The sequence below is a fragment of the Arcobacter sp. AHV-9/2010 genome, assembly GCF_004116575.1.
Classification (GTDB): Bacteria; Campylobacterota; Campylobacteria; order Campylobacterales; family Arcobacteraceae; genus Aliarcobacter; species Aliarcobacter skirrowii.
In genome coordinates this window covers 107,865-122,382 of the sequence record NZ_PDKH01000001.1, presented here as the reverse complement: position 1 = coordinate 122,382, position 14,518 = coordinate 107,865, and the positions used below count along the sequence as shown (strand labels likewise).

The following is a 14,518-nucleotide window of genomic DNA, read 5'->3' as shown; positions in this document are numbered from 1 at the left end:
GATATCTCTTAAACATCTGATAGTTTTACAAGAGCTTTTAAAATCTCTTTTGCGCTATCTTTATTTAAAGCTTTTTCATAAGTTGTTAAAATCTCTCTAGCTAAGATATTTGCACCTAAATGTTGAAACATAATTCTCATAGCTTGAAGTCCTTTTTGACCTCCACCACCACTGTGTGTTGCAAGAGCAACTATTTTATCATTAAATGCATCTCTCCAATTTTTTGTTGATCTTGAAGTCCATGCCATTGCATTATTTAATACAGGTGGCATAACTCCATTGTATTCAGGTGCAACTACAATAAAGGCTTTTAAATCCATAATTTTTGTAGTTAAATCAAGTACAGATTCAGGAATACCATTTTTATTCTCTTCTGTTGTGCTATATAGTGGCAAATTATAATCAACTAGATTTATAATTTCACTATCAAATTGTAACTCATCTGCTATATTTTTTAACTCATTTGCTAATTTTAAATTATTATTAGAACTAGCTACTAATATTCCAATTTTTGACATTTTTAAATTCCTTTTATACTTTTTATAAGAGGTGATTATAGCTTAGATTTTATTAATTGAAAGATATTTAGATGGTGGTTCGAGACAGAATCGAACTGTCGACACAAGGATTTTCAATCCTTTGCTCTACCGACTGAGCTATCGAACCACAATCATAAAGTGGTGGTGAGAGAAGGATTTGAACCTTCGAAGCCGTAGGCGGCGGATTTACAGTCCGCAGGATTTGACCACTCTCCAACCTCACCATAAAAAAGAACTTAAATTAAGTGGATGGGGTAGAAGGATTCGAACCTTCGAATGACGGTACCAAAAACCGTTGCCTTACCGCTTGGCGATACCCCAATAATTTAAGTGGACGAAATTATAGTATTATGAATATTAAACTTTGATAAAAATATCGGCTTTTTATGAAATTTATTCATAAAAAGCAGGAGTTGGTGGAAAAGTATCAAATGCTCTTTTTATTGCAAACTCAACTTGATTTTTATTTTTAATATTTTGAGTTGGATGTGAAAATTGAAGATAGTTTATAGATTCAGGAATAGTTTTCTCTTTTTTATATACAAAAGCAACTTTTTTGCCCATTTTTTCACTATTTTCAAATATTGTTTTTGCATATTCAAAAATATGTGGAAACTCTTTTTTATTTAGTTTATCTCCCCAGCAAAAAAATACAAATTTTCCAGCTGGAACAAAGTTTTTTACATCTATATACATAATATCTCTATCAAACTCAGTATTCTGATTTGAGTTATACTTTTCTAAATCTTCATTAAATTTATTTAAAAGTAAGCTTGAATCGATCTTTGCTTCTATTAGATTAAACAAATTTTTAATCTCTACAATTTTTCCTTTACAATGCTCACTCATTGCTTGTTTAAAAGATGTTATGTAGCCTTCACTCTTTAACTCAATTAATTCATCAAAAGAGTTAAAATCTTGTTCTAATAAAAATTTATTAGAGTCATAACCAAGAGGTGTAACAACTGGATTATATAAAATCACAGTTCCAATTATATTTTTTTTTCTACTATCTTTTGTTTTTATTAACTCTTTAAACTCTTTTACACTTATATCATTTTTTCCAAAGTAGATATAGCTTTGAGTTAAAAAAACCTCTTCGTACATTGTTTGAATTTCACCAAAATATTGCATTTTTTATCCTTTATCTCTATTTATATATGTTTTAAAATCACCACACTCTTGAATTAGTTCTTTACTGTTTTAAAATTTGAGCAAGATTATAGCTATTTTTATATTTATGTGTATAAAAATATATCTCTTCAAATTTACTCCAAAGGTGGTAAAACTATAGCTTTTTTTGCTCTTGTAGCTGCTACATAAAAGATATTTAACTCTTCATTTATTTGAGTAAAGCTGTAGCTGTTTTTACTATTTTCAATCTCTTTTTTATTAATAAAATCATTTGTCATAATAACTTGATCATACTCCATACCTTTTGCTTTATGTGCTGTTGTAAATATAATTTCAGCCTCATCTTTATTTTGGCATAAAAGCTCTTTTGCTCTTTTATTTATCTCAAAAATATTATCACCATAAGTATTTATAAATTTTATAATATTTAAATAGTCTTGATTTTTTGTCTCTTTTGCAAAGTTTTCTAGCTCATATATTGTGCTAAAACTCTTTATCTCATCCACAGATATTTTCTCATTTTTTCTATTTTTTAGATAAAAAATTGAGTAAACTGTTTGATTCATAAATGAGTAAGATGAGTATCCACCTTCAAAAAATATCTTTTTATTATCTTGAATATATTTTACTAACTCTTGAATTAGTGCAAATGATGTTCTTGAGATTATACAAATTGGTTTTGATTTGTCTAAATATCTATCTCCAACTTCTGTATTTGTATCAATACCATTTAAAACAAGGTTATTTTTTCCATTTAAAGAGTAGAGTTTATTTAAATTTCTCTCTAAATATTTTGCATAAGAGTTTGAAAATCTAAAACTAATTGTAAGATTATAAGCTGGAAGATCAATCTTTGCAAGAGCGTTTGTTGCATATCTAAAACTATATATTTGTTGAAAACTATCTCCCACATATATACGATTTTTACCAAAACTTTCAACAATACTAATCATAACATCACTTATATCTTGTGCTTCATCAATTAAAATTAAGTCATAATTTAAATTTTTATCAAAATTGCTACTTAAATAGTACATCTTTAGATAAAAATCGTGAGTTGCATCTATTTTTCTATTTTTCATTGCACTTAAAACAACTTTTAGGTGCTCTTTTAGTTTATTTTGGTTTTTATTTAATATTTCTAAAAACTTTGCACTAAAGTCACTTTGTTTTATAAAACTATCAATTAATCTATTATCAAGCTCTTTAATACTTGAGTTACAATAAAAATTTACTAAATCTCTTAAAAGTGATAGATACTCATTTGAAGCATAAAAGCTTTGATTATTTTCATCATATTCATAATAACTAATAACTCTATCTAAAACAGTTGTTTTTAGGTCATTTGTTAAGTTATAGTTTAAAGCTCTTGTTCTTTTATAAATAAATGAGTGAATAGTACTTGATTCTAAATTTGGTACTTTGAAATTTTTTAATTTCTCTAAAATTGATGTTTGTAAAGATCTGTTATAAGCTAAATAAAGAATTCTTAAATGTGGATTTTTTTGTGCATATAGAAGTAGAGTTGTGGTTTTTCCACTACCAGCAACTGCATTTATTTTAAAAGAGCTTAATGTACTATTTACAATATTTTCTTGTTCATTAGTTTTAACTATTTTTTGCAAAATTATGAAATCTTTCTTGAAGTTTTACTTTTTAAAAGCCAAAATTATACTATTTTAATCTTTATTAGAGATATGATTTATATCTTTGAGGAAGTAAAGAGTACTTTTAGTACTCTTTATTGTTCTCTTCTTCCTCTTTTTTTAAATCTTCAGCAATTGAGCCCTCTTTTTCCCTACTTAATCTTGAGATTAATATATAAAATAGAGGTATAAATAAAATTGCTATAAATGTAGCAGTTAGCATTCCACCAATTACACCTGTTCCAATAGAGTGTTTACTAGCAGCTCCAGCTCCACTACTAATTGCAAGTGGCATAACCCCAATTGTAAATGCTAGTGAAGTCATAATAATTGGTCTAAGTCGCACTTTTGCAGCTTCTAGTGCTGAATCAATTAGATTGTATCCCTCTTTTCTTTTTTGTAAGGCAAACTCTACAATCAAAATTGCATTTTTAGCAGCAAGTCCTGCAAGAACCAAAAGTCCAACTTGAAAATATATGTTGTTGTCAAGTCCTCTTAAATTTGTAGCTAAGATAGCTCCAAAAATAGCAAATGGTACTGCTAAAACAACAGCAATTGGAAGTAACCATTTTTCATATAGAGCTGCTAAAATTAAAAATAGGAATATAATACCAAAGATAAATGCTTGAGCTGAACTTCCACCTATTTGTTTCTCTTGATAAGCAGTTCCAACCCAAGATATTGTATATCCTTGAGGTAAAACTTCATTTGAAACCTCTTCTATGGCTTTTAGTGCATCTCCTGAACTATATCCAGCAGCTGGTTGTCCTGAAACTTTTGCAGCTTGGAAAAGGTTAAATCTCTCAACAATATCAGCTCCAACATCTTTTTTCAAAGTCACAAAAGCACTTAAAGGTAGAAGTTCCCCATTTGATGATTTAACATAAATATACTGCATATCATCAACATTTGATCTATATGTATCAATTGCTTGCATATTTACTTTGTAAGTTCTTCCATATAAAGAGAAGTCATTTACATAAAAGCTTCCAAAGGTTGCATTTATTGTGCTATAAATATCATTTATACTAACACCTTTTGCTTTTGCTTTTTCAATATCTACATTCATTTTGTATTGAGGAATATTTGCAGATAGTGAAGTTCTAACACCCATTAACTCTGGTCTAGTTTGTGCTTTTTGTATTACAGCATTAACAACTTTTTGTAAATCCTCAGTACTTCCACCAGTTCTATCTTGAATATACATATCAAATCCACCTGTTACACTCATTCCAATAATTGCAGGTGGAATAACAGCGATTGAAAATCCTTCACTAGTTTGCATTAATTGACCACTAAATTTCTTTAAAAGTGCTTGTGCTGATTGACTTGAATCTGGTCTTTCGTCCCAATCTTTTAGTTTAATAATTGTTGCAACCGTGTGTGTTCTTTGAGCTGATGTTGTAAAGTCATAACCAGCAAGTGTAATAATATTTTTAACATTTGGGTCTTTTGAAACAATTGCATTAATCTCTTCACTTAGCTCAATAGTTCTTGAAAGTGATGAACCAGGAGGATTAAATCCAAATATAAATATTGTACCTTGATCCTCATCTGGAACTAATCCTGTTTTCATACCTTTAAACATATCGTAAGATATAAATATTAAACCACCAAATAGTAGCATAGATATTAAAGAGTATCTAATTGTTTTTTTAACTAAAAATGAATAACCAACAGTAGCTCTATCAAACATATTATTGAACCATTTGAAAAAACCTTTTGGTTCATGTTTTTTATTTTTTAATATTCTTACACATAGTGATGGTGTTAAAGTAAGTGCAACAAATCCTGAAATTGTAACGGATACAACAATGGTAATAGCAAATTGTCTATACATCTCACCACTTAATCCACCCATAAAAGCAACAGGTATAAACACAGCTCCAAGAACTAAAATAATAGCAATTAAAGCTCCAGTTACCTCTCTCATAGCAGCAAATGCAGCCTCTTTTGGAGTTTTTCCCATCTCCATATGTCGTTCAATATTTTCAATAACAATAATAGCATCATCAACAACAATACCAATAGCAAGAACTAGTCCAAAAAGTGTTAAAAGATTTATACTAAATCCTAAAGCATACATTCCAGCAAATGCACCAATAATAGAAACAGGAACTGCAATTAAAGGAATAATTGTAGCTCTCCAGTTTTGTAAGAATAAAAATATAATTAAAATAACTAAAATAAGTGCTTCAACAAATGTTTTAACAACTTCGCTTATAGAAGCAGAGATAAAATCTGTACTATCATAAGGAATTGTATAAGTCATATCTTCAGGAAAGCTTTTACTAGCTTCTTCTAAAGCCTTTTTAATAGCTGCTGCTGATTCTAAAGCATTTGCTTCACTTTGTAAAAATACACCAATTGGTAAAGAAGGCGAATTATTTAATCTTGTTTGCATACTATAATTACTAGCACCTAGTTCAATTGTAGCAATATCTTTAAGCTTTAAACTACTCCCATCAGGATTTGAACGAATTACAATATTAGCAAATTGAACAGGGTCATCAAATCTCTCTGGAGTTTGAATTGTATATGTGTACATCTGTTTATTTGCAATTGGTTCAGCTGCAATTTTTCCAGCTGCATATTGATTGTTTTGCTCTTTAATAACAGCTATTACATCAGTTGTTGCTAAAGAGTATTTTGAAAGTTTTGAAGGGTCTAGCCAAACTCTAATAGAGTAATCTTTTGCTCCAAAAATCATAGCATCTCCAACACCTTCAACCCTTTTTAGTGTTTCAACCATATTAAGTAGCGCATAGTTTGATAGATATATAGAGTCATAAGTGTTATTTGGAGATTGAAGCATAATAAATTGTAAAATACTAGGACTTCTCTCCCCTACAACAACTCCAACTCTTTGAACTTGCTCAGGCATTGAAGAAAGTGCTGCTTGAACTCTATTGTTTACATCAATTTTTGCACTATCAGGATCTGTTCCTACTTCAAAATATACATTAATTGATAAATTTCCACTATCATCAGCTAAAGAGTTCATATAAATCATATCTTTAGCACCATTTATCTGTTGTTCAAGTGGAGCTGCTACTGTTTTTGCAATAGTATTTGCACTAGCTCCTGGATAATTTGTGCTTACAACAATTTGTGGAGGAAGAACTTTTGGGTATTGTTCAATTGGTAAATTGAACATAGAAATAAGTCCAACTAGAAATATAATAATAGATAAAACTCCTGCAAAAACAGGGTTTCTTATAAAAAATGCTGAAATCATACTATTTCTCTTTATTTATTATTTGAACTTTTGTATTAGGTCTTATTTTTGCAATATTTGAAATAACAATTTTTTCACCACCACTTAAACCACCTTTTATAATAACACCATCTTTAATCAAATCTCCAGCAACAACTGGTTTTGGATTTACAATATTGTTATCATCTACAACCATTACAATAGAGGCTTGAGATGTTTTTAAAACAGCATTTTCAGGAACTACAAAAACATCACCTAAATCAAGATTACTAATTTTGATTTGTGCAAAATCTCCAACTAAAAGATCACCATTTTTATTATCTATTTTTGCTCTTAAAAGCAAAGTATCAGTATTTGAATCTATTGTTGGAGATACAAAATCTATCTCTCCTTGATACTCTTTATTATTTAAGATAAGTGCTGTTTTTGCTTTGTTATCTTTTATCTGTTTTAAAAAGTTATTCATATCTGCTCTTGGAAGTGAAAACTCTGCATGAATTGGATTTGTATTTGTAACAGTTACTAAAACAGAGTTAGTTGCACTTGTTCCAACTAAATCACCAATATCTTCTCTTTTAATTCCAGCAATTCCATCTATTGGACTAGTTACTTTTGTATAGTTGTATTGAATTTGTGCTTCATCAAGTGCAGCTTTTGAACTCTCATATTGAAATGTAAACTCATCAAATTGTTGAGGGCTAATCGCTTTTGATTCAATCAAAGATTTTGCTCTTTCAAAATCTTTTTTTGCTTTTGTAAAGTTTGCTTTTTTAATATTTAAATTTGCTAAATATGTATCTGGTTCTATTTTATAAAGCAAAGATCCTTTTTTTACAAAATCACCTTCATTAAAATGTTTCTCTTTTAAAATTCCAGCAACTCTTGCTGTAACATCAACTTGTTCAATTGATTTTAAAATAGTTGGATAATTTTTTGTAGTTTTAAAATCTTTTTTCTCTACCTTAAAAACTTGCACTGGAAGTGCAGGGGCTTCATTTGCAAAAACTGTAGAAAAACTAACTGTTGCTAAAATTATTGACACTATCGATTTTTTTATCATTTTATATACTCCTTAATTTTCTCACCACTATGGTAAATTATTGTTGCTTTTTTAATCTCTAAATCATTTAGAGCTTTTTTATGTAAGCTTATTGCATTGTATTTTTCTGTTAAACTTTGTAAGAATGCAACATTATCAATTAAGCCATTTTCAAATTTTGATTTAATAACCTCATAAGCACTTTGTGCAGCTTTTACAGATGCTTCACTTGAACTTATTTTTGCTTTTGCTATATTGTAAGCTTTTAGTGCCAATTTAAAATCAACCAAAGCTTTGTTTTTTTCATAATCATAGTTTGATTTACTAGCTAAATACTCTTTTTGCTTTGCTTGAGATTTAAATCTTGTCTCTCCAAAAGAGAAGATATTCCAATTTAAATTTGCACTAGCAACATTTTGATGATAAATTCCATTTCTCATATTTTCATCATCATAATCTTTGTCATAGTAGTTAAAAGTGTTATTTAAAGTAATTGTAGGAAGATAGTCACTTTTAGCAGCTTTTGTTTCATAAGCTTTTGCTTCTGTATCAAATAAAAGTGCTTGAATATCAAATCTTTCATTAGGCTCTTCTTTATTTTCAATCTCTTTTATAGTTGAACCACTTGAAATAGTAACTGTTTGTCCTGTTAAATACTCAAGATTATGTAGTATAGTAATAAGCTCAAGCTCAAGCTCTTGCAACTCAACATTTGAAGCTTCAACTCTTGAAACTATTTTTTGATACTCATCCTCTGTTGCAGTTCCAGCTTCATAGAATCTTTCAATTCTATTTTTTTGAGCAACAAGCTGCTCTATCTCTTTTTGTTTAGCATCTTTATTTGCATCTAGCGATAAAAAGTTATAGTAGTGATTTACAACAGTTAAAGAGATATTGTTTTTAAGTGCTTCAAGAGAGCTTTCACCACTTTTAATTGATGATTTATAAATATCAAAAGTATCTCCTCTTTTACCACCATCATAAATAATAAAATCTACACTTCCATATGCAGTTAAACCTTTTTTTGAAATTTGTTGTGCTGTGTACTCTTTATCATTTACATAATAAGTTGTACCAACATTAACTTTTGGTAAGTAACCACTTTTTATACTTTTATAATCCTCTTTTAAAGCCTCAAGATTTTGTTGTGAAGCTTTAACAAGCTGATTCTCTATTGATAAAACAACTAGTTCATCTAAAGTTTGACTATGTAAAAAAAGCGGTAATAAAAAAATAAAATATATCTTTTTCAAAATTACTCCTTTTAAAAATAAAAAGCGATAATATCAAAAATTTACTTAAAACTATCTTTCTAGAAAGATATTTTTAAACTTAATTTAGTTAAACTTCCAAGATGAAAAAAAGACATATAGAAGATTTTTACAAAAAAGTTGTTCAAGAAGAGAAGTATGATGTATTTGCTTTATCTCTTCCTATTATATTGATTGCAAAACATATATATCAGGAAGAGGAGAGTTTTCATAAACAAAATTTTGATCTTCTGCACTCAGAAGTTGATGTTTTAGCATCTTTATATTTTGAAAACAATGAACACGCTCTAACACCAACAGAGTTGTATAATACAATGATATTTTCATCAGGTGGAATGACAAAAATATTAAAAAAACTTGAAGATAGAGGTTTGATAACTAGAACATCTTTAAAAGAGGATAAAAGAAAACTTCTAGTTGTTCTTACACCAAAAGGTAAAGATATAATACTAAATTGTGTAGAAGAGAGTTCAAAAAGGCTTGAAAATACATTTAAAGATTTTAGTAAAAAAGAGAGAGAAGTTTTAAAAGGTAGTTTAAAAAAACTACTCTTTTCTATAATTTAGGCTTTAAAAACTTTTAAAGCTCTGTTTAAATCCTCTTGCGTATCAATTCCAAAAGATTTTGAATTAACTTTTACCATTGCTATTTTAAATCCATTATCAATTGCTCTTAGCTGCTCAAGTTTTTCAATATTTTCTAATTTTGAAGGGTTTAAACTACAAAATTTATTTAAAGATTTTTTTGTAAATCCATAAATTCCTAAGTGTCCAAAATATGTTGAGTTTTCGCTATGATCTCTGTGATATGGAATTTTTGCTCTTGAAAAGTAGATTGCATTTTCATCTTCATTTAAAACAACTTTTACCAAATTTGGATCATCTGCATTTTCGCTATTTATCTCTTTGTAGCAAGAAGTTATTAAAATATCATCTTGATTTTTAATCTCTTGAACTCTTTTTATAACAGCCTTTACAACATCTACTTCTATAAAAGGCTCATCAGCTTGAACATTTACAATAATCTCATCATCACTTAAGTTTAATCTATTTACAGCCTCATTTATTCTATCTGTTCCGCTATTGTGATTAACACTTGTCATAACAGCATCAAAACCGTGCTCTTTTGCTAAATCCATAACTTCACTACTATCGGTTGCAATTACAACTTTATCCAAAGAGCTTACTTGTTTTGCAGTTCTTATAACCATTGGAAGACCTAAAATATCTACTAAAATTTTGTTAGCAAATCGGCTTGAATTTAGCCTTGCTGGAATTATTATCATCTTTTATCCTTTTATTATAAACCCATATTTAAAAGAGATTATTATATTATAAAATCTTTAAAACCTATATTGAAAGAAGATTTATGAAAAAAAGCATCACTATTATCGATACATTTGGATTTTTATTTAGAAGTTATTTTGCACTTCCACCCTTGCGATCAAACAGAGGTTTCCCAACTGGACTTTTAACAGGTTTTATGAATTTTGTTGCTGGAATTGGAAAAGATTTTAAGACAGATTATATAGTTTTTGCTCTTGATGCAAAAGGATCTACTTTTAGAAATGAGCTATTTGATAACTACAAAGCTCAAAGACCAGATGTTCCTGAAGATTTATTAACTCAACTTCCAGTTGCAATATCTTGGATTGAGAAAATGGGATTTAAAATAGCTATTAGAACTGGATATGAAGCTGATGATATGGTGGCTTCAATTGCAAAAGATGCAAAGGAAAAAGGCTTTGAGGTGCGAATTGTATCTCATGATAAAGATTTATATCAACTAATTGATGATGCAAATAGTGTATATCTGTTTGATCCAACTAAAAAGCAGATTATTAATGAAGCAAAATGTATAGAAAAATATGGAGTAACTCCAAAGCAGTTTATAGATTATCAAGCACTAGTAGGTGATACAGCTGATAATATTCCAGGAGTAAAAGGAGTTGGTGCAAAAACAGCACAAACTTTAATAGAGCAATTTGGAACACTTGAAAATATATATGAAAATATTGAAAATATAGATAAAAAAAGAACAAAAGAGCTATTAATTGAGGGAAAAGAGAATGCCTTTTTATCAAAACAACTTGTAACTTTAAAAGATGATTGCCACTTTATATCAAATATAGATGAGTTTTCTTTGCCAAGTGAGAATCCAATTTTAAAAATAGCTTCAGATTTAGAGTCTTATGATATGCACAGAATTATTGAGAGAGTAAACAAAAATGGTCTAAATTATAAAACAGAAGTTCCAAAAAAAATAGAAGATGAGAAAATTGAGTATATTTTATTAAATAATGAAAATGATTTAACTTTGGCAATAAATAAAATTCCAAGAGATGCAATAATTGCATTTGATACAGAGACAACAAATCTTGATACTGCAAAAGCAAAAATAGTTGGATTCTCATTTTGTTATGAAGATAAAAAAGCATATTATGTACCAATATCTCACAACTACTTAGGGGTTGGTAATCAAATCTCAATTGAGGCTGCTAAAAAAGCAATAGAGATTTTAAATAGATATAAACTTGTTTTTCAAAATTTTAAATATGATTGGCAAATTGTAAAAAACAATTTTGATTTGGATTTAAAACTATATGCAGATACTATGATTTTATCGTGGCTTTTAGATACAAGTGAGAAAGTTGGAATAGATTATCAAATAAAAAAATATTTTCAAATAGATATGGTTTCTTTTTCTGAAGTTGTAAAAAAAGGTGAAGATTTTTCAAGTGTTGAGTTAGAAAAAGCAACACAATATGCAGCTGAAGATGCTTTTATGACTCTGAAACTATTTAATAAACAGCTTGAGATTTTTAAACAAAGAGGCGAAGAGGAGCTTTTAAGTATAGCTTTTGAGTTGGAGTTTAACTTTATTTATGTTTTAGCTTCAATGGAGCAAAAAGGTATAAAAGTAGATGTAAATCTTCTAAAAGAGTACAAAGATAGAAGTTTAATTTATCTAAATGAATTAACTCAAAATATTTATGAAGCTTGTGGTGAGAGTTTTAATATCAACTCTCCAAAGCAGTTGGGTGTGATTTTGTTTGAAAAACTAGGACTTGCATCTTCAAAGAAGACAAAAACAGGTTATAGTACAGATGAGTCTGTTTTGGAGAGTTTAAAAGATAAGCACAAAGTAGTGCCTCTTTTACTAAAATATAGAGAGGCTTTTAAACTTCACTCAACATATATTGAACCACTTTTAGAGCTTGGATTAAAGGATAGTGAAAATAGAGTTTTCTCTTCATTTTTACACACAGGTACTACAACAGGAAGATTAAGTTCAAAAAATCCGAACCTACAAAATATTCCTGTTGGGGCTTTTAGTGATATTCAAATTAGAAGAGCTTTTATAGCACAAGATGGTTATAAACTTGTTGGAGTTGATTATTCACAAATTGAGCTTAGACTTCTTGCACATTTTTCAAAAGATGAAGCTTTACTTGAAGCTTTTAGAAATGATTTAGATATCCACTTACAAACTGCTATTAAAATTTTTGGAGAAGATGAGGCAAAAGATAAAAGAGCTATTGCAAAAACTATAAACTTTGGGCTTTTATATGGAATGGGAAGTAAAAAACTATCAGATACTTTAGGAATTTCTACAAAAGAGGCAAAAACATATATTGACTCATACTTTGAAGCATTTAAAAGTGTAAAAGATTATTTTAAATCTATTGAAGATAGTGCTATTGAAAATGGTTATGTAAAAACACTACTAAATAGAAAACGACTTTTTGATTTTCAAGGTGCATCTCCTATGTTAAAAGCCGCATATTTAAGAGAGGCTGTAAATACACTATTTCAAGGAAGTGCGGCTGATTTAATAAAACTATCTATGATAAATATTCATCTAAAATATAAAGATAATCCAAATGTAAAAATGCTTTTACAAATTCATGATGAGCTTATTTTTGAAGTTAAAGATGAGTATATTGATGAGGTAAGCAAAGATATAAAAGAGATTATGGAGAGTATTTTTGTATTAAATGTTCCTTTAAAAGTATCTGTTGGTGTTGCTAACTCTTGGCAAGATTTAAAATAGTTTAAGTATAATTTCAGCTAAAAAATTAGTTTAAGGAAGATATTTTTATGACATTTTATCTGCTAGCAATAGTACTAGGATTTGCTCTTTTAGTTTGGAGTGCAGATAGGTTTGTAGATGGTGCTGCATCAACAGCAAAGCATCTTGGAATGCCAAGTTTATTAATAGGTATTTTAATTGTTGGATTTGGAACAAGTGCTCCAGAGATGGTAGTTTCTGCAATAGCAGCTTATGAAGGAAATCCAGCACTTGCACTTGGAAATGCTATTGGATCAAATATTGTAAATATTGCTTTGATTTTAGGAGTTACAGCTGTTGTATCTCCAATTATGGTTAATTCAAAAATAGTTAAAAAAGAGATTCCACTTTTACTTTTAATAGTATTGTTTACAGGATATTTGCTTTTAGATAATAGTTTAACACTTTTTGAAGGAGTTGTACTTTTAGTAGCTTTTTTTGCACTAATTTTATGGTCTGTTTATACAGCTTTAAAAAGTAAAGGTGATAGCTTAGAAAGTGATATGGATGCAGCGTTAAAACACTCTATGAGTTTAAAAGTTGGAGTTATGTGGCTTGTTTTTGGGCTTGTTTTATTAATAGCAAGTTCTAGACTTCTTGTTTGGGGAGCTGTTGGAGTTGCTGTTGAATTTGGAGTTAGTGATTTAATAATTGGTTTAACAATAGTTGCTCTTGGAACTTCTTTACCAGAACTTGCAGCTTCAGTAATTGCAGCAAGAAAAGGTGAACATGATATTGCTATTGGAAATGTTGTTGGATCAAATATGTTCAACCTTTTAGCAGTAATTGGAATTGCTGTTGTAATTGCACCTATGAATAGTGTTCCTCTTGAGGTTTTAAAAAGAGATTGGATAGTTATGCTTCTTTTAACAATTGCACTTTTTGCTACGGCTTATGGCTTTAAAGGAAAAGATGGAAGAATAAATAGAGTTGAAGGAACAATTTTGATTCTTTGTTATGTTGCATATAATACATATTTAGGAATGAGTTTGGTAAATAGTTAAACTATTTTGTTATTTATCTATCTTTATCAAATCATTATTTATATAAGTATATAATGATAAAATTTTTTTAAAGGTGAGATATGACAAAAGAGATGATTATGACAAAGCTTTTTGAGTTTTCTGCTCCAACATACTATAAATGGAAAAAGCATGATAAAAGAAAGATAATTTCACTTTTAGAGTATGCTTTTAGTGATGATGATTTAATTGAGTATTTAGAATATGGAAAAATATCTAAGATTGAAGATATAGGAAATTTAGATTATCTTTTAGATCTATCTATGAAATTTTATAAATTTTTAAGACATATTACAAATTATAAAGTTGCAAAAAGAGTTTTAGAACTTTTAGAGAGTAGTTTTTTAGAGAGTAACAATAAGATACAAATAGATTTAATAGCAGAAAAAGTATATAAAGAAGAGGAGTTTTACTCATCTTTAAAACTTGCTATATTAAATCTTATTCAAAAGCAAGAACCTCTTGTTTTGGAGTATATTTCAAAAAATAGATTAAAAATAGAGAATGAATTTAATAAAAAAGGTTCAAAACTTATTAAAAAATCTGATTTCTTGATTCCAAGTATTGCATAAATTATGA

11 protein-coding genes and 3 tRNA genes are annotated in these 14,518 nt (G+C 28.6%); 4 read left to right on the top strand and 10 right to left on the bottom strand.

Translation table 11 applies throughout. The features are described from left to right. Positions 1 to 8: 8 nt before the first annotated feature. From CRU94_RS00665 to CRU94_RS00625, 9 genes are all read right to left on the bottom strand, one after another. Positions 9 to 518: an NADPH-dependent FMN reductase gene (locus tag CRU94_RS00665; RefSeq protein WP_129104914.1), complete on the bottom strand. Its 510-nt coding sequence runs from the start codon at positions 516 to 518 to the stop codon at positions 9 to 11. 72 nt (positions 519 to 590) lie between these two features. Then, positions 591 to 666, bottom strand: a tRNA-Phe gene (locus CRU94_RS00660). Between the two features lie 12 nt (positions 667 to 678). After that, positions 679 to 763, bottom strand: a tRNA-Tyr gene (locus CRU94_RS00655). A gap of 22 nt (positions 764 to 785) precedes the next feature. Beyond that, a tRNA-Gln gene (locus tag CRU94_RS00650) sits at positions 786 to 860 on the bottom strand. A 72-nt stretch (positions 861 to 932) separates the two neighbouring features. Continuing rightward, positions 933 to 1,673, bottom strand: a complete 741-nt coding sequence (locus tag CRU94_RS00645) for a hypothetical protein (protein ID WP_129104913.1) — start codon at positions 1,671 to 1,673, stop codon at positions 933 to 935. Positions 1,674 to 1,807: 134 nt separating this feature from the next. Then, positions 1,808 to 3,298 (bottom strand): UvrD-helicase domain-containing protein, encoded by a 1,491-nt coding sequence (locus tag CRU94_RS00640; RefSeq protein WP_258237336.1) that lies wholly within the window; start codon positions 3,296 to 3,298, stop codon positions 1,808 to 1,810. 106 nt (positions 3,299 to 3,404) lie between these two features. Continuing rightward, on the bottom strand, positions 3,405 to 6,557 hold the full coding sequence (locus CRU94_RS00635) for an efflux RND transporter permease subunit (RefSeq protein ID WP_129104912.1): 3,153 nt from the start codon (positions 6,555 to 6,557) through the stop codon (positions 3,405 to 3,407). Between the two features lies 1 nt (position 6,558). After that, the gene (locus CRU94_RS00630; protein ID WP_129104911.1) at positions 6,559 to 7,596 is read right to left on the bottom strand and encodes an efflux RND transporter periplasmic adaptor subunit; all 1,038 of its coding nucleotides are present in this window, start codon (positions 7,594 to 7,596) and stop codon (positions 6,559 to 6,561) included. Continuing rightward, the gene (locus CRU94_RS00625; RefSeq protein ID WP_129104910.1) at positions 7,593 to 8,828 is read right to left on the bottom strand and encodes a TolC family protein; all 1,236 of its coding nucleotides are present in this window, start codon (positions 8,826 to 8,828) and stop codon (positions 7,593 to 7,595) included. Before CRU94_RS00625 ends, CRU94_RS00630 begins: the two co-directional genes overlap by 4 nt. A gap of 101 nt (positions 8,829 to 8,929) precedes the next feature. Here CRU94_RS00625 and CRU94_RS00620 point away from each other — a divergent pair, with 101 nt between their 5' ends. Next, positions 8,930 to 9,412 carry a MarR family winged helix-turn-helix transcriptional regulator gene (locus CRU94_RS00620; protein ID WP_129104909.1) on the top strand — a complete coding sequence of 161 codons (483 nt, stop codon included), beginning with the start codon at positions 8,930 to 8,932 and terminating at the stop codon, positions 9,410 to 9,412. Here the strand turns inward: CRU94_RS00620 and kdsB are convergent. Next, positions 9,409 to 10,131, bottom strand: a complete 723-nt coding sequence (gene kdsB, locus CRU94_RS00615; protein WP_129104908.1) for a 3-deoxy-manno-octulosonate cytidylyltransferase — start codon at positions 10,129 to 10,131, stop codon at positions 9,409 to 9,411. The two genes, CRU94_RS00620 and kdsB, sit on opposite strands and share 4 nt — an antisense overlap. An 83-nt stretch (positions 10,132 to 10,214) precedes the next feature. Here kdsB and polA point away from each other — a divergent pair, with 83 nt between their 5' ends. From polA to CRU94_RS00600, 3 genes are all read left to right on the top strand, one after another. Beyond that, a complete protein-coding gene (gene polA / locus CRU94_RS00610; RefSeq protein ID WP_129104907.1) occupies positions 10,215 to 12,899 on the top strand; it encodes a DNA polymerase I in 2,685 nt (894 codons plus the stop codon). A gap of 47 nt (positions 12,900 to 12,946) precedes the next feature. After that, positions 12,947 to 13,921 (top strand): calcium/sodium antiporter, encoded by a 975-nt coding sequence (locus CRU94_RS00605; RefSeq protein ID WP_129104906.1) that lies wholly within the window; start codon positions 12,947 to 12,949, stop codon positions 13,919 to 13,921. 80 nt (positions 13,922 to 14,001) lie between these two features. Beyond that, entirely contained in the window at positions 14,002 to 14,511 is a 510-nt protein-coding gene (locus CRU94_RS00600) for a hypothetical protein (RefSeq protein WP_129104905.1), read from the top strand. Positions 14,512 to 14,518: the final 7 nt, after the last annotated feature.

Bases quoted from the DNA above. Each gene is read 5' to 3' on its own strand.
- CRU94_RS00665 (WP_129104914.1), bottom strand. From the start codon at position 518: ATGTCAAAAATTGGAATATTAGTAGCTAGTTCTAATAATAATTTAAAA.
- CRU94_RS00645 (WP_129104913.1), bottom strand. From the start codon at position 1,673: ATGCAATATTTTGGTGAAATTCAAACAATGTACGAAGAGGTTTTTTTA.
- CRU94_RS00635 (WP_129104912.1), bottom strand. From the start codon at position 6,557: ATGATTTCAGCATTTTTTATAAGAAACCCTGTTTTTGCAGGAGTTTTA.
- CRU94_RS00630 (WP_129104911.1), bottom strand. From the start codon at position 7,596: ATGATAAAAAAATCGATAGTGTCAATAATTTTAGCAACAGTTAGTTTT.
- CRU94_RS00620 (WP_129104909.1), top strand. From the start codon at position 8,930: ATGAAAAAAAGACATATAGAAGATTTTTACAAAAAAGTTGTTCAAGAA.
- kdsB (WP_129104908.1), bottom strand. From the start codon at position 10,131: ATGATAATAATTCCAGCAAGGCTAAATTCAAGCCGATTTGCTAACAAA.
- polA (WP_129104907.1), top strand. From the start codon at position 10,215: ATGAAAAAAAGCATCACTATTATCGATACATTTGGATTTTTATTTAGA.
- CRU94_RS00605 (WP_129104906.1), top strand. From the start codon at position 12,947: ATGACATTTTATCTGCTAGCAATAGTACTAGGATTTGCTCTTTTAGTT.
- CRU94_RS00600 (WP_129104905.1), top strand. From the start codon at position 14,002: ATGACAAAAGAGATGATTATGACAAAGCTTTTTGAGTTTTCTGCTCCA.